Origin of the sequence: Tellurirhabdus rosea, from assembly GCF_026278345.1 — a bacterium.
In the GTDB taxonomy this organism is placed as follows: domain Bacteria; phylum Bacteroidota; class Bacteroidia; order Cytophagales; family Spirosomataceae; genus Tellurirhabdus; species Tellurirhabdus rosea.
In genome coordinates this window covers 320,696-344,800 of record NZ_CP111085.1, presented here as the reverse complement: position 1 = coordinate 344,800, position 24,105 = coordinate 320,696, and the positions used below count along the sequence as shown (strand labels likewise).

Below are 24,105 nucleotides of genomic sequence, written 5' to 3'. Positions count from 1 at the left end.
AAGACAAGAGACACACGACTCCCCGAACACGGTGTCAGGTCTCTTGTCTATTGTCTCAACTCTTTTGTCATAAAAAACATGAAATATACTGTTAAATTCCTGTTGGTAGCCGGGGCGCTCAGCCTGGGTTCCTGCTCGAAAGATTACCTGGAAGCACCCCAGCCGACGGCGCAGATTTCGCCGGATCAGGTGTTCTCGACCCCGGACGGGGCAAGGGCGTTCTTCAACGGCATCTACCGCCGTCTGCGGAGCCAGTGGATCAACCTCAACGAAACCGCCGGTAACTCGACGGATGCCTGGGGCGTCGTGTCGGTGAACCTCGCCCGCGAAATGAAAGGCGACGACATCATCAACCCCGGCGGCTGGTACCAGTTCGATTACCGCCACGAAAACCGCGAGCCGACCTACCGCCGGACGATCTTCACCTGGGCGTTCTTCTATGAGTTCATCAACCAGGCGAACATCATGATCGACGGCGTGCAGAAGAGCAACTTCCCCGAGGCGACCAAAACCCGCTACATCGCGGAGGCACGGGCGCTGCGGGCATGGCTGTACTTCGAGACCATCCGTGAGTTCCAGCACACCTACCTGAAAGACCCCAACGCGCCGGGTATTCCGGTGTATACGGAGCCGACGGGCATCGAAACGACCGGCAAAGGCCGCGGCACGGTGCAGCAGGTGTACGACCAGATCAACGCCGACATCGACTTCGCCGTAGCCAATCTGGACAACAGCCGGTTGCTGAAAAGCAACATCGACAAGAATGTAGCGCTGGGTCTGCAGGCCCGGATTGCGCTGGAGCAGGGCCAGTGGGCCAAAGCCGAAACGGCCGCCATCGCCGCCCGTCAGGGATACGCGTTGAACGCCGCTCAGTACAAAACCGGCTTCAAGAACATCGACAGCGAAGAATGGATGTGGGCGTTCCCGAACACGGAAACCGACGGACAGACGCTGTACTACGGCATTCCGAACTCATTCTTCGCCAAGGCGGGGAACGGCTACGACAACTTCTTCATCAACGAGGAGTTCGTGAAGAAATTCACGACGACGGACGTTCGTAACCTGTTCCAGCCATACACGTCTACCAACGTACAGCGCAAGTGGTCTACCACGAAGTTTGGCGATGACCTGGACTTCAACGCGGCCATGCCGATGATGCGGGTTTCGGAAATGTATCTGATCGAAGCCGAAGCGAAGGCCGAGCAGGGCAAACAGGCCGCCGCCGCTGACGTGCTGTACACGTTGCAAAAAAACCGCGATCCGCAGGCGGTGAAGTCGGCCGCCGCAACCAAAGCCGCGCTGATCGACGAAATCCTGCTGGAGCGCCGGAAAGAACTGTATGGCGAGCTGGGGATTCAGTTCCTGGATGTGAAGCGTCGGCAACTGCCGCTCGTCCGGACGGGGAACCATTCACCGGCCTTCAAGTTCAACATCCCGGCCAATGACCCGCGGTTTGTGCTGAAGATTCCGTTCCGGGAAATCGACGCCAATCCGAACATCAATCCGGAAGACCAGAACCAGTAAGCTACCGGTGATAAACAGTGCCTCCTGTAAGACCCCGCTTCGGCGGGGTTTTTTTATGGCCTTCCCGCAAAGCGGGTGAGAAGGAGAGGGGGCCGCCCGTTAGCCAACGGGACAAGGACTTATTGACGGGTCTTAAAAGGCCCTGCCGTTTCGTTTATTCAGCCCATTGACCATTCATCCCGGAAAACGGATAGCCTTGTATATCACCTCCCCTGCGGTAGGGCGCCTGTCGAATCGTCGGTTACTTTTATGGCTGAAGTTCAACCTTATTAACTCCTAACAACAAGTACCGATGAAACAACTTTTTGCCGCCCTGCTGCTGTTCACGGCTTTGAGCGCCACCGCTGCTCCGCCCGACGGCCCCGACACCCTGGCAACCCTGCCGGCTGCCCCCAACGTGACCCGCACCAAAGCTATGAGCATGGCCATCTATCCGAATCTGGATCACACCAAAATGCACCTGATGGTCGAAAACCACGTGGAGATTCCGCTCTTTGTCACGTTTATGGATGGGAAGAACAAACTGTACGATGTGAAGGTAGGCAAACGGCTGCGGGCTTTCCACGCCAAGTTCGACATTTCGCAACTGAAGGACGGCGATTATACCATTGAAGTAAGCGACGGGTTCAACAAGATAGTCAAAACGTTCAGCGTGGGCACGCGCCCGCCCCAGAAAGAAGGCCCTTCGCGGTTCCTTACCGCCATAGACTGATTAATTGATGGATAAGAGCGAAACAGCACAGAGCATACTTTGTGCTGTTTTTTTATGCTTTCCCGCAAAACAGGATTTAGGGCAATCCCGGAAAAGGTTGTATATTTTTGGTGACTAATTTGCCGGGGCATCCTCCCTCAAATCACCCTATCCACACACGTATGAATCTGTTCACTCAGGTTTTCGAAAACAACTGCCGCTGGGTCGCCGAAAAAACCAAAACCGACCCGGAGTATTTTACCAAACTGGCAACGGGCCAGCACCCCGAATTTCTCTACATCGGCTGTTCGGACAGCCGGGTAACGGCCGAGGATTTGATGGGCCTCCAGCCGGGGCAGGTCTTCGTGCACCGCAACGTGGCCAATCTGGTGGTCAGCACCGACAACAACGTGAACGCCGTGGTTCAGTACGCCGTCGAGCAGTTGAAAGTGAAACACATCATCATCTGCGGCCATTATGAGTGCGGCGGCATCAAAGCGGCGCTGCATCCGTCGGACATGGGCCAGCTCAATAGCTGGCTGCAAACCCTCAGAGACGTGTACCGCCTCCACCGCGCGGAGCTGGATGCCATTCCGGACGAGCAGAAGCGGTTTGACCGGCTGGTCGAACTCAATGTGCTGGAACAGTGCATCAACGTCATCAAAATCGATCACGTCCAGCGAATGTGGTACAAAACGGGCTTTCCGCAGGTCCACGGCTGGGTTTTCAACGTCCGGACCGGCGTGCTGAAAGACCTGGGACTGGACATGGAACAGGTGTTCGGCGACATCCGCAGCATTTATGACCTGCGCCCGACTGCCAGCGAGTAAGCTTTTCTGCAAAAACAAAAGCGGGTACAGAGAATCTCCGTACCCGCTTTGCCTTCTGTATGGCTTGATTAAACTGTAGCAAACAACGACTGAGCTTTGGCTTCCAGCTGGCTTTCGCCCATCAGGTAGGCATCCGCCGCCCGGGCCGCCTCGCGCCCTTCTGAAATGGCCCAGACCACCAGCGACTGCCCCCGACGCATGTCGCCGGCGGCAAACACTTTCGAAACGCTCGTCTGGTAATGAGTCGCTTTCACGTTGCCGCGCTCGTCCAGCTCGACGCCGAGGTCGGTCAGCAGACCGTTCCGCTGGGGGTGCAGGAAACCCGCCGCCAGCAGCGCCAGTTCGCAGGGAATGTCGCGCTCTGAACCGGGCACTTCCACCATCTGCATGCGGCCGTTTTCGGACTTCCACTCCAGGTTGACCAGGCGGAGCGCTTTCAGGTTACCGGCCTCGTCGCCGATAAACGCTTTCGTGTTGATCGACCAGTGCCGGTCGCAGCCTTCCTCGTGCGAGGTAGAGGTGCGGAGCATCATCGGCCAGTGCGGCCAGGGCGTATTTTCGTGCCGTTCTTTCGGCGGCATCGGCAGCAGTTCGATCTGGGTAATGGATGTCGCGCCGTGGCGGTTCGACGTACCGACGCAGTCAGAACCGGTGTCACCGCCGCCGATCACGACCACGTTCTTGCCCGTTGCCAGCAGTTCGCCGTTGGCATAAGGCGTGCCCGTATGGTCGATCATCACCGGAGTACCGGACACCCGCTTGTTCTGCTGGCTCAGGAACTCCATGGCAAAGTGAACGCCTTTCAGGTCACGGCCCGGAATCGGCAGGTCGCGCGGAACGGTAGAGCCGCCCGTCAGCATGACCAGGTCAAAGCTGTCGAGCAGTTCGTTGGCCTTGATGTCGACGCCCACGTTGGTGTTGGTCCGGAAGACAATGCCTTCGGCTTCCATTACGGCCAGGCGGCGGTCGATTACCCGTTTTTCCAGTTTGAAATCGGGAATACCGTAACGGACCAGCCCGCCGATCTGGTCGGCCCGCTCGAAGACTGTCACCCAGTGACCAGCTTTGTTGAGCTGGGCCGCCGCGGCCATACCTGCCGGGCCGGAGCCCACGATAGCCACCTTTTTGCCCGTCCGTTTGGCCGGAATGTTCGGCTTCACCAGACCGCGCTCGAAGGCAGCCTCGATGATCGATTTTTCGATGAATTCAATCGTGACGGGCGGTTTGTTGATGCCCAGCACGCAGGCGCTTTCGCAGGGAGCGGGGCAGATGCGGCCCGTAAACTCCGGAAAGTTGTTCGTCGACGACAGGATTTCGTAGGCGTATTCCCAGTTCTGTTCGTACACCGCATCGTTGAACTCCGGAATAATATTTCCCAGCGGACAGCCGCTGTGGCAGAAGGGCGTTCCGCAGTCCATGCAGCGGGCGGCCTGTTTCTGTGAATCCGCCTCCTGGTGAGGCATTTCGATTTCCTTATAATCGTGAATCCGTTCCTGGGCGGGCCGTTTCTTCGGCAACTCACGTTCGAATTCTAAAAATCCAGTCGGTTTTCCCATTGTTTTGTTGTACGATTACTGGTTAACCACGTCCACGACGATGTCCTGATACACTACATTTTTGTCACGAATCACTTCCGAGAGGGCCACACCCCGTCCGGCCAGCGCCTTGCGGAAGTCGGTTGGCATCACTTTCACAAACTGCCCGATCAGGTTGTCCCAATCCTGCATCAGCGAGAAGGCTACGTTGGACGTAGTGAACTGGAAGTGCTTTTCCACGTATTCCCGCACGATGGTTGCGTCCTCGTCGGCCAGCCCTTCGAGCGCCACCATTTCCCGGTTCACTTTCGAGGCAAACGTGCCGTCCTTGTCCCAGACGTAAGCCACGCCGCCCGACATTCCCGCCGCGAAGTTGCGGCCTACCGAGCCGAGAATAACCACCAGACCGCCCGTCATGTATTCGAGGCCGTGGTCGCCCACGCCTTCCACGACGACTTTGGCCCCGGAGTTCCGGACGCAGAAACGTTCCCCGGCCATCCCGCGGATGAAGGCTTCGCCCGAGGTAGCGCCGTAGAACGACACGTTACCGACAATGCTGTTTTCTTCCGGTTTGAAGGGAGCCGTCCGGTCGGGGTACACGATGAGCTGCGCCCCGCAGAGGCCCTTGCCGAAGTAGTCGTTGGCGTCGCCTTCGAGTTCGAGCGTGATGCCCCGCGTGTTGAACGCCCCGAAGCTCTGTCCGGCCGTTCCACGGAACTTGAAGTGCAGGGTGTTCTCCGGCAGCCCTTTTCCGCCGTAGACTTTCGAAATTTCGTTCGAGAGCATGGTCCCTACGGCCCGGTTCAGGTTAATGGTCGGGAACTCGGCGTACACCGATTCGCCCGATTCGAGGGCCGGTTGGGCGGCTTTGATAAGCTGACGGTCCAGGACCGTTTCAATGCCGTGATCCTGTTCTTCCTGCTTGTAGAGCGCCACGTCGAGGTTGATCGGCTCTTTGTACAGGATGGCGTTCAGGTCAACGGCCTTGTATTTCCAGTGTTTGATCTCGTCGCGCATTTCCAGCATCTGCGACTGCCCGACCATTTCGTTGACCGTCCGGAAGCCGAGTTCGGCCATGATTTCGCGCAGTTCCATCGCCAGGAAGGTGAACATGTTGACCACGTCTTCCGGCTTGCCCGTAAACAGAGCCCGCAGTTCCTTGTTCTGCGTGGCCACGCCCACCGGACAGGTGTTCAGGTGACACTTCCGCATCATGATGCAGCCGACGGATACCAGCGCTGCCGTGGCAACGCCCCATTCTTCGGCACCGAGCAGGGCGGCAATCGCCAGGTCGCGACCCGTCCGCATCTGCCCGTCGGCCTGCACCGTGACGCGTCCGCGGAGTTTGTTGCGAACCAGCGTCTGGTGCGTTTCGGCCAGTCCCAGTTCCCAGGGCAGACCCGCGTGCCGGATTGAGCTCAGCGGCGAAGCACCCGTACCGCCGTCGTGACCGGCGATCAGGATGTGGTCGGCATGGGCTTTGGCTACCCCGGCGGCAATGGTGCCGACTCCGGCTTCCGACACCAGCTTGACGCTGATGCGGGCTTTGCGGTTGGCGTTTTTAAGATCGAAAATCAGCTGCGCCAAATCCTCGATCGAATAAATATCGTGGTGAGGCGGGGGCGAAATCAGACCCACACCCGGCGTCGAATGACGGGTCCGGCCGATCCAGTCGTCCACCTTGTGACCCGGCAGCTGACCGCCTTCGCCCGGTTTGGCACCCTGGGCCATTTTGATCTGCAGTTCCTCGGCGTTGGTCAGGTAGTGGCTCGTCACCCCGAAGCGGCCCGAAGCCACCTGTTTGATGGCCGAGTTCAGGCTGTCGCCGTTTGCCAGTTTGCCGAAGCGTCGTTCGTCTTCGCCGCCTTCGCCGGAATTGCTTTTGCCGCCGATGCGGTTCATGGCAATCGCCAGCGTCGTGTGGGCTTCCCACGAAATAGACCCGAACGACATGGCACCCGTGGCAAACCGCTTGAAAATGCTTTCAATCGGCTCCACTTCGTCCAGCGGAACGGGGTTGCCTTTGCGGAACTTCATCAGACCGCGCAGGGTCAGGGCCTTCTGCGTCTGGTCGTCGATCAGTTTCGCGTATTTTTTGTAAACGCCGTAATCGTTCTTTTTCGTGGCCTGTTGCAGCAGGTGAATCGTGTCCGGGTTGAACGTGTGGGCTTCGCCGCGCTGCTTCCACTGGTACACGCCGCCCACTTCCAGACGCGGGGTGCCGACGGGCTTGTCGGGGAACGCCTGCCGGTGACGAACGAGGATTTCGCGGCCGATCTGCTCCAGACCCATCCCGCCGATTCGCGAAACGGTGCCCGTGAAGTAGCGGTCCACCACCTCTTTGTTCAGGCCGAGGCACTCGAAAATCATCGCACCCTGGTACGATTGCAGGGTCGAGATGCCCATTTTCGAGAAAATCTTCAGCAGTTCCTTGTTGACGGCTTTGACGTAGTTCTGGAACAGTTTGTCGAGCGGATAGTCCACCTGCAACAGCCCGCGCTCTTTCATGTCCGCGATCGTTTCGAAGGCCATGTACGGGTTGATGCCCGAGGCACCGTACCCGATGAGGGTCGCGAAGTGGTGCGATTCCCAGACGTCCCCGGCCTCCACCAGAATGCCGACCTTGCCCCGCAGTCCTTTGCGGATGAGGTGGTGGTGAATGGCGGCCGTTGCGAGCAGGGTCGGGATGGGCGCGTGGTCCGAGTCGATAGCCCGGTCGGAGAGGATGATGATCTCGAACCCGTCTTCAATGGCGTCCTCGGCGTAGCGGCAAATCCGCTCGATGGCCCGTTCCAGCCCGATTCCGCCCTGGTCGGCGCGGAAATAGGTGGTGATGGTTTTCGCCTGGAAGTGGTTTTTGTCGACAAACCGCAGTTTGTCAAACTCTTCCGTCGTCAGCACCGGCTGTTCGAGTTCGATCTGGCGGCAGTGCAGCGGCGATTCGGTCAGCAGGTTGCCCGTCGAGCCCACGAAGGAAATGAGCGACATGATGGCCCGTTCCCGAATGGGGTCGATCGGCGGGTTGGTCACCTGCGCGAACAGCTGCTTGAAGTAGTTGGCCAGGTGCTGGCTCTGCTCCGAAAGCACGGCCAGCGGCGTATCGACGCCCATCGAACCCAGCGGTTCCAGGCCGGTTTCGGCCATCGGGGCCAGAATCATCCGCAGGTCTTCCGACGTCATGCCGAAGCTGAGCTGCTTTTTGAGCAGTTCTTCCTTCGCAATCGGGCCGTACTTCCGCGAAGGCGTCGGCAGGTCGCTGGTCTTGATTTTATATTCGTCGAGCCACTGCTGATACGGCTGGCGCGAGCAAATGTCGTTTTTGAGTTCTTCGTCGGCAATGATGCGGCCCTGCTCCATGTCCACGACGAACATGCGGCCCGGCTGCAGACGGCCTTTCTTGACGACCGTGGCCGGATCTACGTCGAGGACCCCGGCTTCGGAGGCCATAATGACCACGTCGTCCTCCGTGACCCAGTAGCGCGAGGGACGCAGGCCGTTCCGGTCGAGGGTAGCACCCACGATGCGGCCGTCCGTGAAGGAGATCGAGGCCGGACCGTCCCAGGGCTCCTGAAGCGCCGCGTGGAATTCGTAGAAGGCGTGCCGGATGGGGTCCATCTCCTCATTACCGTCCCAGGCTTCCGGAATCACCATCATCATGGCGTGCGGCAGCGAACGACCCGACATCACGAGCAGTTCGATGGCATTGTCGAGGTTGGCCGAGTCCGACTGGTTATGGTCGCAGATCGGCTTCAGCATGTCGAGTTCTTCCTGCGTGAACAGCTCGGACTCCAGCATGGCTTCGGCCGCTTTCAGCCAGTTGACGTTCCCCTTCACGGTGTTGATCTCGCCGTTGTGGGCGATGTAGCGGAACGGCTGGGCCAGTTTCCACGACGGGAAGGTGTTGGTCGAGAAGCGGGAGTGAATGACCGCCATGGCCGACACCAGTTCCTCGCGCTGAAGGTCCGGAAAATAGCCGCGGAGCTGCCCCGTGGTCAGCTGGCCTTTATACGTAATGACCCGGCCCGAGAGGGAAGCGTAGTAGAACGAGTTGTTCACTCCCGCGACGGTCTCGTTGATGATCCGGGTGGTGTAATTTCTTAGAATGTAGAGTTTACGCTCAAATTCGTCTGCCGTCAGTCCGGCTGCTTTCTTGATAAACACCTGCTCCATGACCGGTTCGGCGGAACGGGAACCATTGCCGAGGTCGGAGGAATCGGTCGGTACGACGCGGTAGCCCAGCAGTTCGAGTTTCAGCTTCCGAACCGCCCGTTCGAGCACCTGGCGGCACTCCCGGCGCAGATTGTCGTCCTTGGGCATGTACATCATCCCCACGCCGTACTCCCCGGCGGAAGGCAGCGAAAAGCCCAGTTTCAGGCATTCGTCGACAAAAAACTCGTGGGGAATCTGGAAGAGGATACCGGCCCCGTCGCCCGTGTTGACCTCACAGCCGCACGCGCCGCGGTGGTCCATTCGGGTCAGCATCGTCAGCGCGTCCTCCACAATCCGGTGTGACTTCCGGCCTTTGACGTGCGCCACAAATCCAATTCCACAGGCGTCGTGTTCAAATTCGGACCGGTAGAGGCCCTGTTGGGGAACATCGGTAACAGACATCGGCGTAAGTTTTTTGTGGTTTTGTTGAATTTTTTTCAATCTGTCCACAGACTATTTAGAAGAAGTAAAACCCGTTGGCGGGAATTCTAGTAAGCAGATTGTATTTGGTTATGCAATATATAGCCAAAAATATTTTGTTAAAATACCCAAATGCGAAATATGCTTTGCTAAACGGCATTTTATGAAATTGGTACAAATTCTTCTTGCTTAGTGAATAAATGACAAAAGCCTCGTGGATTTTCCGGCCCTTCATTCTGCCAGAAAACAACGCCGGACGCTAAAATAATTCCCGCCGACCGCCTCCTGTTGGCACGGGACAATCAACGTTTCATCCGTCAATAATGACGACTTGAGCAGAAGGGGCTGGCCTTCGCCTGACGACCGCTTTATTTTCGCCGCTGTCCATTCCATACTGCCATGCGTTCTGTCCTCATTCTGCTCAGTCTGTCAATCGGGGTTTGCCTTCAGGCAGCCTTTGGTCCCGAAAGTGGTTCCTCCAATCCGGACTCCTACCGGGGTCGTCAGCTGGTGGTGGGAAGCGGCGGGGGCATCACCGGCCTGACCGACACCTATTATCTGTTCGAAAACGGAAATCTGTACGCCCGGTCCGAAGGCGATTCCGCTTTTACCCGCCTCCGCAAACAGCCCGCCGCAATCGTCCGGCGACTCTTCAAAATGGTCGAAGATGATTGCCGCATCCGGTCGGCCCGTTTCGACAATCCCGGCAACGTTTACCGCTTTGTTCGCTGGAAACGCGCCAAGGAGGAGCATACCGTAACCTGGGGCGATCCGCGTCAGCCCGCCCCGGCTTCATATACCAAACTTTACCGGTCGTTCATGACGATGGTCGCCAGCGCCCGGTAGCCCCTGATCCGCACAAAACAACAAGTACTCCTGAATCATGAAAGCAATTTTATCCACCCTCCTGCTGAGCGTGGCTGTCGGCGCGATGGCGCAGCCGGGGCCGGGTTTTGGCCGGAAAATGAAGAACGCCTCCGCCACGCCGGGGCTGGTCCAGCGCCTGAAGGCCGAAGAAACGCCCATGCCGGTCCTTCCGGCGGTTCCTTCCCGGAACGGCCTGCTGGCTACTACCACCAGCCTGCAGCGGCAGCCGCTGCGTCTCCGGGTCGTGCGGGATACCAGCTCCAACCGGCCCGTCTACATCGAAAACCGGACCCCGGCCAAACCCTCGGCCCGGGCCGCCCGGCGCAGTCTCAACGCCACAGTCTTTGACTTCATCGGACAGGTCAAAGCGCTGCTGTCGGTCACGAATCCGGAGCAGGAGCTGACCATCAGCAAAACGGAAACCGATGCGCTGGGACAAACCCACGTCCGGCTGGCCCAGCGTTACCAGGGCGTGCCGGTGTACGGCAGCGAACTGATTGCGCACGTCGAGAATGGCGAAGTGAAACTGCTGAATGGGTCGTTTCGGGTCATCAAAAACGCGGTTGTCACGCCCTCGCTTTCGCTGACAGAAGCGTCCGGCCGGGCGCTGCAGGACGTTCGGAAGGAATCGATCGTCCGGACGTTTGGTGACAATATATTGAAAATGAAAGCCGCGGAAGGCGAATTGTGCCTGTATCCGGTGGCCGACGAAACGGTGCTGGCCTACCGGCTGACCGTCCGCCCGAACCTGATCGAGCGCTGGGAGTACGTAGTCGATGCCCAAACCGGAGCGGTTCTCGACAAAATCAACACCACCTGCGGCGTCGACGGGCCGGTCAAGGCCACCGGGAAAGACCTTAACGGGGTGAGCCAGACCTTCCAGACGTACCTGATCGGAAGCACTTACTTCCTGATCGACGGCTCCAAGTCCATGTTTGATAAAACGGCTTCCAAACTGCCCAATAACGGCGTGGGGGCCCTGCTGACGCTGGATGCGGGCAATACCTACGGCGACAACTGGAAAGTTAAACACAACATTTCGACCAGCAACACCAACTGGAGCGCCACGGCCATCTCGGCCCATACGAACGCCTCCAAAGCCTACGATTACTACCAGAGTGTGCACAAACGGACTTCGCTGAACGGCAAGGGCGGCAATATGCTGTCCATCATCAACATCGTGGAGGACGACGGTAAAGGCATGGATAACGCGTTCTGGAACGGGGAGTACATGGGCTACGGCAACGGGAACCTCTACTGCAAACCGCTGGCGGGCGGGCTGGACGTGGCCGGGCACGAAATGACGCATGGCGTGGTCGAACATTCGGCCAACCTGGAGTACAAAGGACAGTCCGGCGCGCTGAACGAATCGTTTGCGGATGTCTTCGGAATGATGATCGACCGGGACGACTGGACGCTGGGCGAGGATGTTGTCCTCAAAACCAAATACACCAGCGGCGCCATGCGGAGCTTCGCGAATCCGAACCAGAACGGGAAAGGAACCCTCGGGTATCAGCCCAAACACATGTCGGAGTTTGTCGAAACCGAGAAGGACAACGGGGGCGTGCACGCCAACAGCGGGATTCCCAACCACGCCTTTTACAAAATCGCCACGGCCATCGGCCGGGATAAGGCCGAGAAAATCTACTACCGCGCCCTGACGACGTACCTCACCCGGACGTCCAAATTTCTGGATTGCCGCCTGGCCGTGGTCCGCTCGGCGGGCGACCTCTTTGGGGCCGGCAGCCCGGAGGTGACCGCCGCCAAACAGGCGTTCGACGCGGTGGGTATTCTGGAGACCACCGAAACACCGGAAGAACCGGCCAAAGACCTGCCGACCAACAACGGGCAGGACATGATTCTGCTTTACGGCGGTGACGCCAAACTGTATACGGTGGAGTTCGGCAAAGACAAATTCGACGCCAAAGTGAAGGCCATGCTGAAGCACAAGCCTAGCGTGACCGACGACGGAAAATTTGCCTATTACGTATCCGACGACAAGAAAATACGCGCCATTAACCTGACCGGCACGCCGCAGGAATCGATTATTTCGGACGAAGCCATCTGGGACAACGTCGCCATTTCCCGCGACGGGACCAAACTGGCCGCCCTGACGGATGAAAAGGACAAGGCGATCTGGGTCTACAGCTACGAACTGAAGAAATGGAAGAAATTTGGCCTCTTCAACCCGACTTCGGCCGAAGGTGTCAAAACGGGCGAAGTCGAATATGCCGATTCGTTCGAATGGGACCCGAGCGGGGAGTACATCATCTACGATGCCTACAACAAACTGAAAAGTCTGGATGGGGCGGCGATCGATTACTGGGACGTTGGCTTCCTGCGCGCCTGGGACACCGCGAAGAAAACCTTCGGGCAGGGCGAAATCGAAAAACTGTTCTCCAACCTTGAAGAAGGCGAAAGCGTGGGCAACCCGTCGTTCTCCAAAAATTCGCCGAACATCATCACGTTTGATTATTACAACGCAACCGACGAAAGTTACTTCATTCTGGCCGCCGACCTGCGCGAAGGCAAACTGACGAGTGTTTACGAAAACAACACCCTCGGCTTCCCCGGCTACTCCCGCCTGGACGACCGGCTGATCTTTAACACCTTAGGCGAGGAAGACCGGCCCGATGTGGCGGTGGTACGCCTGAAAACGGACAAAATCACGCCCGATACCGACGCCGAAACGGTGTACAATAACGCTTCCTGGGCCGTCTGGTACAGCACCGGCACCCGGACGCAGCCGGCCAAAAAAACGCAGACCATCACGTTTGCCGAGTTGAAAGACCGCTACCTGAGCAGCGACCCGGTCACGCTGACGGCCACGGCCTCTTCCGGACTGCCGGTAAGCTTCTCGGTGGTCTCCGGTCCGGCAACGATTTCGGGCAATAAACTGACGATGAAAGGAGGCGGAAAAGTGGTCGTGCGGGCCACGCAGGCCGGAAACGAGCAGTACCAGGCGGCCACGCCGGTAGAGCGGTCGTTTAACGTACAGGTGGTGACGGGGCTGGAACCTACCTGGCAGGAGGCCGTCCGGGTGTACCCGAACCCGGTCGTCTCGACCCTGACCGTTGAGGTGCCCGCCGGGGCGAATGTGCTGGGGATCAGCGTGGTAAGTGCCGGAGGGGCAACCGTTTCGCGGGCAGCGGCCGGACAAACGACCCTGGACCTGAGCGGACTAACCCCCGGCACCTACCTGCTGACGATTCAGACCGAAAAAGGCCGCGAAGTGAGAAAGATCGTGAAGCGGTAACGGAAAGTCCCCACGGCTGCGGCGGTGGGGACTTTTGCTAATCTGCGGATTTATTTCGGGAGAAAACGCCCCTCATTTTCCGCCATTGCCGCTGCTGGACATGACGGCCCAGTTCGGGCGGAAAAGGCCGTTCGGCTTTCACCCAGCGGGTTTTGACGTAGGCGAACAATTGCATGGCCGCTCCGAGAACAAAAGGTTTCTGCCGGACATTTTTCAGAACGGTCAGCATAAAGAAGTCAAAGCGGTACGGAATCTGGGCTTTGAAGCGGCCCGTGTCAAAATGATTGACCAGCGAGGGCGAGCGAATGCCTTCCGGCTTCAGGTGGTCGAAGGGAACGGGCAGCGTCCGGGTGAGCCAGCCTTTCTGCTGAGCCAGAAACGTGTCAATTTCGTCTTCGCCCCGCATGGTGTAAAACTTGCCGATCTGCTCAAAACACGTCCGCCGGTAGATGCGTGTAGCCCCGCGCACGCCCGTCCAGTCGTGAAGCGTTTCGGGAATGCCGTCCTGCCGTAAGTGTCCCGAAGCGAGGCCAAGTTTCGGGTTTTCTGCAAAATGCTGAAAGACCGTGGCGAAGAAGTCCGGGGCAAACGCCACGTCGGCATCGATCTTGACCACAAAGTCAACGGTTTCGTCCTGAATCAGCTCCCGGGCGTAATTCATCAGCGCCCCACTCCGACCGCCCGTAGAATTCAGGTCCGGCCGGAAGTCGCGCATGATGATGAATTCAATCCAGGGGTGTTGTTGCTGGTATTGCCGGATCAGTTCCGGTGATGAATCGGTCGAGTTATCGTCCAGGATAATCCAGCGTTTCGGCAGAATCGTCTGGGCGCAGACCGACCGCAGGGTCTGTTCGATGTATTGCTGTTCGTTTTTCTGGGGAGTCAGGAGGACGTAACGCATGGAGGAGGCAGAATCAGTTCGGTTGCTGGCGGCGGTATTTCCAGGCGTAGGCCCGGACGGTTGCCACCAGACTCAGCGCAAAGCCGACCGGCCACAGCAGCGGCAGACCGTGTTTGCGGTAAAAATGAAACGTTTTGGTCAGGGAATTGACCGAGTAGGGATTGAAGAAACTTTTCAGAAACGTCTTCAGCGGCGGCCTCAGGTAAACCGTTCCGGCCGAAGTCATGCCGGTATGGTCGTAAACCACGGCTTCCCAGGCGACGTAGGTAGGAATACCGGCGGTCACGGCGCGCAGGGCCATGTCGTCGTCGGAGCCGTACTGCGGAAAGCGTCGTTCGTCGAAAAGACCGATTTCATCCAGCACCGCAACCGGCAGGAGCATGCCGCGGCCGTTCAGGGTCTGGGTCGGGTGCAGGCCCGTAAACTGCGCCGGGCGGTAGGGGGTCATGAAGGGCACGTACGGGTCCTGTTTCATCAGCCACCGCAGCGTCCGCGGATTGCCCGAAAACGTCACCCGTGCCGGAGCGTCCCGGGTGACGGACAGACTGCCCAGAACGGACCGCGGACCCGCTTCCCGGTAACAGCGCAGCAGGGTAGAAACATACGACGTGTCCAGTTCCGAATCATCGTTCATGACCAGAATCTGGTCCACCGAAAGGTGCTGACGGGCGAAGCGAATGCCTTCGTTCACGCAGCGGGTGAACCACCATTGCCCCGTTCCCGGCACGACATGCACCGCCGGGAACTCGGTCCGGAGCAGTTCGTCCGTTCCGTCGGTAGACCCGTCCACCACGACCACCACCGACAGGCGGAAGTCACTGCCTTCCTGCCGGAGCAGCTGGTCCAGAAGCGTCCGTAGGTAGGTTTTCCGGTTGAAAGTCGGGATAACGACGGCGAGTGAATGCACGGTGATTGACAGCGAGTACAAAGGCCGCAGGGGCCGCATCGTGCAAATATATGAAAATTTGCCGTTACGTTTCTTTGACCGTTATGGTTTGCCCTTCCTGGGCCAGATAGGTCTGGGCAAAAACCGTCCGGGCTTCGGTCAGAAAGGCGTCTGTCTGTTTGTAGCGGGAGGAAAAGTGTCCGATCAGCAGGCGGCCCACCCCGGCTTTGGCGGCAATGGCAGCGGCCTGCCGCGCGGTGGAATGGAAGACCTCCGCCGCCCGAACTGCCATGTCTTCGAGAAACGTAGCTTCGTGATACAGCAGGTCGATGCCGCGCAGCTGGTCGATAATCGTTTCGGTAAACCGGGTGTCCGAGCAGAAGGCGTAGGAGCGGGGCGGCGGGGCCGGAACAGTGTAATCGTCCATCCGGAACAGCACGCGCCCCTGGGCGTCGAGGATGTCGTGCCCGTCTTTGAGCTGCCGCAGGTAATCCACCGGCACATCGGCGGGCAGTTTTTCGCGGATGAGCTTTCGCTTCCGGGCCTTTTCGCGGAACAGGTAGCCCGTACAGTCGATGCGGTGCTGGAGCGGAATGGACTCCACGGTCAGCGACGGCAGGTCCAGAACGGTGGCCGGGGCCGTCGGGTCAACGGGGTGAAAATGCAGCGGAAAACCGATCCGGGTGTCGGAATAGCGAAACTGCACCGTCATGATTTCCAGCAGGCCCGCCGGGCCGAAGAGGTGAAGCTCGTCCTGCCGGCCGGCCAGATTCAGGCTCGACAGCAGCGGGACGAGCCCGAAATAATGATCGCCGTGGAGGTGACTGATGAAGATGTAACGCAACCTGCCGGGGCGGATTTTCTGTTCCATGAGCCGGTACTGCGTACCTTCGCCGCAATCGATCAGAAAATAATCGCTTTCGATTTCAAGCAGTTGAGCGGTCGGGTGGCGCCCCAGCAAAGGGGTCGCCGAGCCGCTTCCCAGAATTGTCAGGTTGAAATTCATCATGTATCCACGGGCGTCAGCCCATGCTTTTTTTCTCACGAAGTTGAGTCCGTGGTCTTTGTTCAAGGGCCGGGGCCGTGTGGTTCTTTCACGAAGCCGTTTTTCTCACGGGCTGAAGCCCGAAGGTACGGTTAGGGTTCCGTGGTGGTGCTGCCGTCGAACTCGTCGTATTCGTCGTCGTCCTCGTTGCGGAAGTTATTTTCCAGATCGTGCATAAACACGGCGTCGATGGCTTCCTCAACCGTGGGCAGCATGGTAATGTCCTGAATGGAACCTTCCAGAAAATCGGTAATGGTATCTTTTTTGGTAACCAGAATCATGATGCCGAGTTCGTTGGAGCTCTGGCGGTTGATCTTGCGCAGGACGCTGGTGCCGTTCTGATCGACGCTGTCCACGCTGTTGATGTCCACAATCAGGTTGCTGAAGCCTTCCCGGAACAGGCTGCGGGCGACCACCTCAAAACTCGAAGGCACCTCGCCGCCAAAAGCTTCTTCCTGAAGTTTAATCAGCGCGTACTGGTCGTTTCGTTCAATCGTATGATTCATATAAGTTTAATGTTGAATGACTGAATGATTGAATGACTGAATGAATGATTAGCTCTGTTCCAATCAGTCATTCAGTCATTCCGTCATTCAATTAATAAATAACCGCCAGCGACTGGCGAATGTTGGTTTCGATTCGTTGCAGAATATGGTCTGTCTGGGCGCGCTGAAAAGGCTGACCCGTGACGGTTTCGTAGAGTTCGATGTACCGTTCAGAAATCTGGGTAATCCACTCGTCCGTCATCTCCGGCACGACCTGGCCCTCTTTGCCCTGGAAATTATTGGCAATAAGCCATTCTCTAACAAACTCCTTGGACAATTGTTTTTGTGCCTCACCGGCCTGCTGCCGGGCCTCGTAGCCCTCGGCGTAGAAGTACCGGGACGAATCCGGCGTGTGGACTTCGTCGATGAGGTAGACCTGCCCGTTGTACCGGCCGAATTCGTATTTGGTATCGACCAGAATCAGGCCCCGTTCGGCGGCCATTGCGGTTCCGCGGCGGAACAGCGCCAGGGCGTACGCCTCCAGTTGCCCGTATTCGGCTTCCGAAACCAGTCCTTTCGCCAGAATCTCCTCGCGGGAAATGTCCTCGTCGTGGCCTTCGTGGGCTTTGGTCGTGGGCGTGATGATCGGTTCCGGCAGACGGTCGTTTTCGTTCAGCCCATCGGGCAGGGCCACGCCGCAGAGCGTCCGCAGGCCCGAGCGGTAAGTCCGCCAGGCGTGGCCCGCCAGATAGCCCCGCACGACCATCTCGACCGGGTACGTTTCGCATTTGAGGCCGACGCTGACGTTCGGGTCCGGCGTCGCCAGGAGCCAGTTCGGGACGATGTCGGCGGTGGCTTTCAGAAAATGCGCGGCGGTCTGGTTCAGCACCTGCCCTTTGTAGGGAATCGGGCGCGGCAGCACCACGTCGAAGGCCGAGATGCGGTCGGAGGCCACCATGACGAGCCGGTCGGGGAAGCTGTACACATCCCGCACCTTGCCCCGGTAGTAACCGGTCTGTCCTTCAAACTGGAAATGGGTTTCCTGTAAACTATTCATATTATCGTTGTCCGCGTTCCCGGAGAAGCCCGGTTGGAGGTGGCCGTTCTGACCTTTTTCGGAAATCTAGCGCGAAACAAACGGTTTCGGGCCGTTTCGCAAAATGTTTCAACAAGGTTTTGGTGCGGGCAGACGGGAAAGACCGGGCCATCATGGCGGTGGGCAATAAAAAAGGACCTGCCGACAAACCCGCCGACAAGTCCTTTTTCGGTGCTGAACCGGAATTACATTTTCTCGATCACCAGCGCCGAGGCCCCGCCGCCGCCGTTGCAGATGCCGACCGCCCCGACGGTGCCGCCATTCTGGTGCAGAATGTTGGTCAGCGTCGTGACGATCCGGGCTCCGGAAGCGCCCAGCGGATGCCCGATGGAAACGGCCCCGCCGTACACGTTCAGTTTCTCCTGCGGCACGTCCAGCAGTTTGCTGAATGCCAGCGGAACCACCGAAAACGCCTCATTGACCTCGTAATAATCGACGTCGTGGGCCCGGATGCCTGCCCGTTTCAGCGCCGCCGGAACGGCCAGAACGGGCGTCGTCGGAAACAGGGCCGGTTCCTGTTCGGCATCGGCATAGCCCAGAATCCGGGCCAGCGGTTTCAGGCCCAGTTCCTCGGCCTTGCGCAGGCTCATCACCACCAGGGCCGAAGCGCCATCGTTGATGGTCGAGGAGTTGGCCGCCGTCACGGTGCCTTCTTTCGTAAAGGCCGGTTTCAGGGACGGAATCTTATCGAAAATCACATTTTTAAATTCCTCATCTTCCGAGACGGTAACCGCCCCTTTGCGGCCCGGCACCTCCAGCGGCACGATCTCGGCCTTAAACCGGCCGTTCTCCGTCGACTGGGCTGAACGTTCGTAGGAGCGAACGGCGTAGGCGTCCTGTTCCTCACGGCTGATGCCGTATTTTTTGGCGATGCCGTCGGCAAAAACACCCATGGCGCACTGGTCGTAAACGTCGGTCAGGCCATCGCGGGCGAGGCCGTCGATGAGTTCGGCATTGCCGTATTTGTACCCGAAACGGGCTTTGGGCACATAGTACGGGATGTTGGACATGCTTTCCATGCCGCCCGCCACGATGATGTCGGCCTGGCCGAGCTGGATGGTCTGGGCCGCCATCATGATGGCCTTCGTCCCCGAAGCGCACACTTTGTTGACGGTGGTACAGCGGGCTGTGGCCGGCAGTCCGGCTTTGAGCGCCGCCTGACGGGCCGGAGCCTGGCCCAGATTGGCCGAGACCACGTTGCCCATAATGACTTCTTCGACCTGGGAGGCCTCAATGCCCGCCCGTTGCAGGGCCGCTTCAATGGCTTTGGCTCCAAGTTCGGTGGCCGACAGGGGCGACAGAATGCCGCCAAAACTGCCCAGGGGCGTCCGCACGGCGGAGACAATGACTACTTCATTCATAATCAGGTGAACTCTATGTGGTTTGTTGATGAAATTACCAGGTTCGGTAGGCCTTCCGGGCTTCTTTGGAAGCCAGTGACGAGGGCTTACGCTGTTGGATGTACTGCACTTCGGTGTCCTCCATCGAATTCAGCAACTGCAGAACCTGCGCCTCCGTCAGGTTCAGCGACCGAAGGCGCCGGAGGAGGTCTGTCCGCCGGTCGTTCTGTTCGACTTCCCGGCCGGCGTTAGGCTGTCCGGGCTGCACGTCCGCTTCATTCGAAGCGGCGGCCTGTTTCTGTATTTCTTTTTTCGGCGCTTTCGAGCGGGGAACCCGCCCCGAGAAGCGCTTGCTGATGAACTCGTAATTAAACTGCGCTTCGGGCAAATCCGGCTGCATCTGGAGGGCCTGCCGATACTGCCGGAGGGCGGTCAGGGTGTCTCCTTTCAGACAGGCGATCACGCCCAGCTGGAGCATGGCCTGGGCCGCCAGTTCGGGCTGCCGGACCTGGGCTACCTGCTGGTAATACCGCTGGGCATCCGGGTACCTCCGAAGCTGGAAATACGAATGCCCCAGGTTCAGCCGGGCCGTGGGTTCCACGAACAGCGACGACCGAAGCAGCAGCGAATACTGATCGGCGGCCCGCTGGTAATTGCCTGCCTGATACGCTTTGAACGCTTCCAGCCGGGCCGTGTTTTTCTGAGAGACCTGCGCCACCGATCGGTTGTCCGAGAGCCACAAAAGAAAAGACAGTATCAGATAAGTCATGCCGCGATGAAATACGCTCTAAATGTAAAAACTCCGATTATAACTTAAACGTTCGGACGCTCACCAACAGGTCAACGGCGATTAAAATTAGGGCAACGGCCAGAAAATAATAGTATTTGTTGGAAGTGACCCGGATTTTCCGCTGGTCGATGAGCCGGTTTTCGAGTCCGGAGATGGCCGAAGCGAGGGCGGTCAGGTCGCCGGAGGCAGAGGTGATTTCGAGGTAGGAGCCGTTGGCGTCCTGGCTGAGCCGCCGCAGCAGGTCGCGGTTGAGCCGGGAGCGAACCGCCCGTCCGTCGGCATCGCGGACGATGCTTTTCCCGGCCGGAATGGTGCTGCCGGTTTCGGTGCCCACGCCCACCACAAACAGCGAAATGCCGTACGCCCGGATGCGGTTCAGCAGCGAGCGTTCGCAGGAGCCAAAATCTTCGCCGTCGGTGAGCAGGACAATGACTTTTGTCTGATTATCGGACGTTTTGTTTTGCAGATGTTTCTGCAACGCTACCGTTACGGCGGCGCAGAGGTTGGTACCCGACTCGGGCATCAGGCTGGTGGAAAGCGAACGGATGAAGGTGCTGAGCGCCGCCTGGTCGGAGGTCAGCGGCGCGTGGACGTACGCTTCGGTCGAGACGACCAGCAGGCCGAAGCGGTTCCCCGAAAGGGCTTTGATGAGCCGGTCGAGTTCAAACTTGACTTTTTCGAGCCGGGAGGGGGCCACATCGGCCGCGTCCATCGACCGGGAAAGGTCCACGATCAGGAAAATGTCCTTTCCTTCGGCCACCAGTTCCCGTTCGGCTTCTCCGAAAGCGGGGCCGAGGAGGGCAATCAGGAGCATCGAGAAATAACCGGCCCGCAGGAAGAATTTGGGAATGACGGCCCAGGCCGTGGTGCCCAGCAGACGGGCCGCCCGAAACGTCCGCAGAAAAAAAATAGCGTACAGAATCAGGAAGGCGGCGATAAAGGCAAACTCGGCGTAAGTCAATCCGTAATTCCAGTTCATACAGGTAATTATGCCGTTGGGTAACGGGCGGAAATGAGGTCGGTGGAAACCAGCAGAAATGCGAAATTAGCCCAAAATAAAAGATTTTCGGCAGGAATGTTTGGTGGAATGTGTTTTAATGCTCTATATTTGCGGAACGAAATGCGAAAGCAGGCCGGCCCACGGAGAGATGGGTGAGTGGCTGAAACCAGCAGTTTGCTAAACTGCCGTACCCGCAAGGGTACCGCGGGTTCGAATCCCGCTCTCTCCGCCAGTTAAAGTATGAGCGGTTCGCCGCTTCGGTTTATAGTTTAACGTTTAAAGTTGGCTAGTAAACTCTAAACTTTAGACTGTAAACTTTTTTTATTTTCGGGGTGTAGCGCAGTCCGGTTAGCGTACCTGGTTTGGGACCAGGTGGTCGCAGGTTCGAATCCTGCCACCCCGACAAACACAGTTAAGAGTTATGAGTTAAAAGTTATGAATTGAAAAGAAGCAACTCATAACTTTTAACTCATAACTCTTAACTACTTTTGGTCCCGTAGCTCAGTTGGATAGAGCATCTGCCTTCTAAGCAGACGGTCTTTGGTTCGAATCCAAACGGGATCGCTGTTGAAAGTCAGGCACTTAGCATCGTATGTTAAGTGCTTTTTTTGTATTAGTTTGCACCATAGTTTGCATATCTATTAATTCTTTTCCCAAAACATGTCTTTTTAAATTTTAAAAGCAATGTTCTTGAGGCTGCATAATCAAGAGCTTTAGGTAGATGTAAGGGAGCTATTAACTAACTTAAGAGCCTACTTTCTGAGTTACTAGCCCAAATTTCTACTTTAATGCAATAACGGAGCTTACTTATGCATCTGTTGAGTGTGGCTACACTTGAAGAGCGCAGAAGTATGTGCGTATAGTTGTCAATGACCATCCGGAAATGCCCATAGTTGAGAGAGTGTTATGTAGACAAGGTCATTAACACAATTCAATCGCACCTTTGCCTGTAACACTCTTTAGGTGATTACAGGCTTTTTTTTGCAAAAGAAGTATATTTTTCATTGATTTATGCGTATAAAGTAACCAGGTACAGACAATTAAGCCCAATCATTATAATGAATTTACTTATTACTAGCGTAGAAGCAATAATCAATAGTAGTACAATGTCTCCTTATGATGGAATTATTGAAGCTTTGCAAAATTTCCGTAGTTCAAAGGATGGAAATCTAGTTATCGTTGTCTCATCGAATCCTGATAAACTTTATGCTGTTCCTGATGGATTTGAAATTTTTTTAAGTCCAAGAGAAGAAAGGACTACGTCGCTTATAAATTCTATTCTAAAGCAGTATAATTCATTTACAATTGGAGACGTAATTTTATTAGGAGCTAAAGATATGGACTTCTATTTAGCCGTTAATAACCGAGTTTTATTGCTTTCTGCACTGTATGCTTATAAAGGTGCAAGGGACCAACAAAAAGTTTTATCATATGGAATCCCTATAAGAGTTATAGATAATTTAAACCTATTCTTCAACATAAATCAGAAGATAAACCGCCCCTGGTTTTACAAGCTTGTGGTATCTCGCGTTACTACTATTTACAGCTTAACTAATGCTAACACTTATTATACTTCAAAAAATTTGGAGAAAATGAACCTTGCATTTCAGGATTGTTTAAAGCAAGGAAATACTACCAATTTTAGCCTGTTCCTTGTTTATTTTCTGATTAGCAGCTTCTCGCCGCAAACGGTGAATGATTTTAGGCAAATTGATTTTTGGGGTATTTATCCTTCGTCAGGACTAGATGTCAATGACTCTCTAGAAGCATTTAAAGAGTATATAAGAAAGATGTATAAAGGTAAGCCTGATGTAAGAGCAAATAGAATGCAACCTCCAATCTTAGAGAGAATTGAGCCCACTTATCAAAGGCACAAACTTGGCAGTCAAAAAAGGGTTTCGGATGGATGTGATGAACAATTCAAAACAATACGCATAAATCCAAATTATAGGGAACAATTGAGAGGAGCAACTGTATGCATTATCGATGACTACACAACTTATGGGACATCTTGTGAGACAGCAAGAGCACTACTTGAAGCGGCGGGAGTGAAGAAGTTAATTTTTGTGGCTTTAGGAAAATTTGGATTAGAATATTACCAATATAGTTATAAAATATTGGGTGATGTTTTTGGTAAATATGAATTTTTTAGAGAGTCGGTGAAACGTAGGCAAGATTATGCGTTAAATAACACATCAACAAAAGTATTTGTAGACTCACTCAGTGGATTAGTATGAACGAATTGGATGAAATTTATGACATACTATTTTATACATACCTTACAGGGTATAATATCGCAGATATTTATTATTTGTTAAGCAAAGGGGATTTAACAAAAGAAGCTGATTTCCTTGATGAAAGAGTTACTTCGCTTAAAGGATATTTGAGTAATAGGTCTTCTTTTAATAAGCTTTACAATAAAGCTAAGAATGATGCTGAGTTTGCAATTCAGTATTGCCGCTACTTAGAAATAAAAATGCTACCTTATACGTCAAGCCAATATCCTAAAAGCTTGTATGATATAAAAGATAAGCCGCCACTACTTTTTATTAAAGGAAAGCTTAATAGACGGCCATTAGTAGCTGTTGTTGGGACTCGCGATATTTCTCAGCATGCTGAAAGAATTACAAGTAAAATAGTTAGATCCTTAACTCACAATGGTGTTGGCGTTGTATCAGGGCTAGCTTTAGGGATTGACGCAATAGCTCATAAGAATTCAATAGACCAATATGGCTATACTATTGCAGTTATGCCAAACTCTTTAGATACTATTTATCCGAAAGATAATATTAAATTGGCTAATGAAATATTAGATGGAGGCGGAGCACTTATCTCAGAGTTAGCTTTTAACATTAATAGAGGTAAGAAAAGTTTTGTAGAGCGTAACAGAATACAAGCTGCACTTTCGGAAATAGTTATACCAATTGAAATGACAATAAAAAGCGGTACAATGCATACGGTGAATTTTGCTAAATATCAAAATAAAAAAATAATTTTGTTAAAGCCTTCAAAGGTTTTAACAAAATTACCACAATATGAAGGTATTGAGTATCTAATTAATCTAAATGAGAACAATAGACGAGACAATGTAATGATCGCTCAAAATATGGAACAGTTTATAGAAATAATCGAGGGTCATTTTAAGCCAGACGATAGAAGCTTAGATACCGGCATTCAATTAACTTTGTTTGATTTGTAGCAATATTTTAACCAAATTTGCTGTAAAGTAA

General features: G+C 55.5%; 17 protein-coding genes and 3 tRNA genes. 10 read left to right on the top strand and 10 right to left on the bottom strand.

Going from position 1 to position 24,105, the window contains the following annotated elements; genetic code table 11:
• Window positions 1-78 precede the first annotated feature (78 nt).
• The 3 genes from ORG26_RS01425 (at window position 79) to ORG26_RS01415 (ending at window position 3,045) form a co-directional block, all read left to right on the top strand.
• A complete protein-coding gene (locus ORG26_RS01425) occupies window positions 79-1,524 on the top strand; it encodes a RagB/SusD family nutrient uptake outer membrane protein (protein ID WP_266366679.1) in 1,446 nt (481 codons plus the stop codon).
• 292 nt (window positions 1,525-1,816) lie between these two features.
• A complete protein-coding gene (locus ORG26_RS01420) occupies window positions 1,817-2,236 on the top strand; it encodes a hypothetical protein (protein WP_266366677.1) in 420 nt (139 codons plus the stop codon).
• Window positions 2,237-2,397: 161 nt separating this feature from the next.
• Complete coding sequence (locus ORG26_RS01415; RefSeq protein ID WP_266366675.1) at window positions 2,398-3,045, top strand: carbonic anhydrase; 648 nt, start codon at window positions 2,398-2,400, stop codon at window positions 3,043-3,045.
• 68 nt (window positions 3,046-3,113) lie between these two features.
• On the opposite strand, the gene ORG26_RS01410 is transcribed toward ORG26_RS01415, so the two are convergent.
• Window positions 3,114-4,601 carry a glutamate synthase subunit beta gene (locus tag ORG26_RS01410; RefSeq protein ID WP_266366673.1) on the bottom strand — a complete coding sequence of 496 codons (1,488 nt, stop codon included), beginning with the start codon at window positions 4,599-4,601 and terminating at the stop codon, window positions 3,114-3,116.
• Window positions 4,602-4,616: 15 nt separating this feature from the next.
• The gene (gltB, locus tag ORG26_RS01405; RefSeq protein WP_266366671.1) at window positions 4,617-9,191 is read right to left on the bottom strand and encodes a glutamate synthase large subunit; all 4,575 of its coding nucleotides are present in this window, start codon (window positions 9,189-9,191) and stop codon (window positions 4,617-4,619) included.
• A gap of 417 nt (window positions 9,192-9,608) precedes the next feature.
• Between gltB and ORG26_RS01400 the strand changes: the two genes are divergently transcribed.
• Complete coding sequence (locus ORG26_RS01400; protein ID WP_266366668.1) at window positions 9,609-10,055, top strand: hypothetical protein; 447 nt, start codon at window positions 9,609-9,611, stop codon at window positions 10,053-10,055.
• Between the two features lie 37 nt (window positions 10,056-10,092).
• Complete coding sequence (locus ORG26_RS01395; RefSeq protein WP_266366666.1) at window positions 10,093-13,332, top strand: M4 family metallopeptidase; 3,240 nt, start codon at window positions 10,093-10,095, stop codon at window positions 13,330-13,332.
• A gap of 37 nt (window positions 13,333-13,369) precedes the next feature.
• Here the strand turns inward: ORG26_RS01395 and ORG26_RS01390 are convergent, their stop codons facing one another.
• From ORG26_RS01390 to ORG26_RS01355, 8 genes are all read right to left on the bottom strand, one after another.
• Complete coding sequence (locus ORG26_RS01390; protein WP_266366664.1) at window positions 13,370-14,233, bottom strand: glycosyltransferase family 2 protein; 864 nt, start codon at window positions 14,231-14,233, stop codon at window positions 13,370-13,372.
• Between the two features lie 13 nt (window positions 14,234-14,246).
• Window positions 14,247-15,140, bottom strand: a complete 894-nt coding sequence (locus ORG26_RS01385) for a glycosyltransferase family 2 protein (RefSeq protein WP_266366662.1) — start codon at window positions 15,138-15,140, stop codon at window positions 14,247-14,249.
• Between the two features lie 64 nt (window positions 15,141-15,204).
• Window positions 15,205-16,125 carry a ribonuclease Z gene (locus tag ORG26_RS01380; RefSeq protein WP_266369296.1) on the bottom strand — a complete coding sequence of 307 codons (921 nt, stop codon included), beginning with the start codon at window positions 16,123-16,125 and terminating at the stop codon, window positions 15,205-15,207.
• Window positions 16,126-16,256: 131 nt separating this feature from the next.
• The gene (locus tag ORG26_RS01375) at window positions 16,257-16,670 is read right to left on the bottom strand and encodes an STAS domain-containing protein (protein WP_266366660.1); all 414 of its coding nucleotides are present in this window, start codon (window positions 16,668-16,670) and stop codon (window positions 16,257-16,259) included.
• A gap of 91 nt (window positions 16,671-16,761) precedes the next feature.
• The gene (locus tag ORG26_RS01370; protein ID WP_266366658.1) at window positions 16,762-17,706 is read right to left on the bottom strand and encodes a phosphoribosylaminoimidazolesuccinocarboxamide synthase; all 945 of its coding nucleotides are present in this window, start codon (window positions 17,704-17,706) and stop codon (window positions 16,762-16,764) included.
• 224 nt (window positions 17,707-17,930) lie between these two features.
• Window positions 17,931-19,106: an acetyl-CoA C-acyltransferase gene (locus tag ORG26_RS01365; protein WP_266366656.1), complete on the bottom strand. Its 1,176-nt coding sequence runs from the start codon at window positions 19,104-19,106 to the stop codon at window positions 17,931-17,933.
• Between the two features lie 34 nt (window positions 19,107-19,140).
• On the bottom strand, window positions 19,141-19,854 hold the full coding sequence (locus tag ORG26_RS01360; protein ID WP_266366654.1) for a tetratricopeptide repeat protein: 714 nt from the start codon (window positions 19,852-19,854) through the stop codon (window positions 19,141-19,143).
• A gap of 37 nt (window positions 19,855-19,891) precedes the next feature.
• Window positions 19,892-20,854 (bottom strand): VWA domain-containing protein, encoded by a 963-nt coding sequence (locus tag ORG26_RS01355; protein ID WP_266366652.1) that lies wholly within the window; start codon window positions 20,852-20,854, stop codon window positions 19,892-19,894.
• A gap of 163 nt (window positions 20,855-21,017) precedes the next feature.
• Here ORG26_RS01355 and ORG26_RS01350 point away from each other — a divergent pair.
• The 5 genes from ORG26_RS01350 (at window position 21,018) to ORG26_RS01330 (ending at window position 24,074) form a co-directional block, all read left to right on the top strand.
• Window positions 21,018-21,107: transfer RNA gene (locus tag ORG26_RS01350), tRNA-Ser, on the top strand.
• 96 nt (window positions 21,108-21,203) lie between these two features.
• Window positions 21,204-21,278, top strand: a tRNA-Pro gene (locus tag ORG26_RS01345).
• A gap of 87 nt (window positions 21,279-21,365) precedes the next feature.
• Window positions 21,366-21,439 (top strand) — tRNA-Arg (locus ORG26_RS01340).
• Window positions 21,440-21,933: 494 nt separating this feature from the next.
• The gene (locus tag ORG26_RS01335) at window positions 21,934-23,112 is read left to right on the top strand and encodes a phosphoribosyltransferase (RefSeq protein WP_266366651.1); all 1,179 of its coding nucleotides are present in this window, start codon (window positions 21,934-21,936) and stop codon (window positions 23,110-23,112) included.
• Window positions 23,109-24,074, top strand: a complete 966-nt coding sequence (locus ORG26_RS01330) for a DNA-processing protein DprA (RefSeq protein ID WP_266366649.1) — start codon at window positions 23,109-23,111, stop codon at window positions 24,072-24,074. Before ORG26_RS01335 ends, ORG26_RS01330 begins: the two co-directional genes overlap by 4 nt.
• Window positions 24,075-24,105 lie beyond the last annotated feature (31 nt).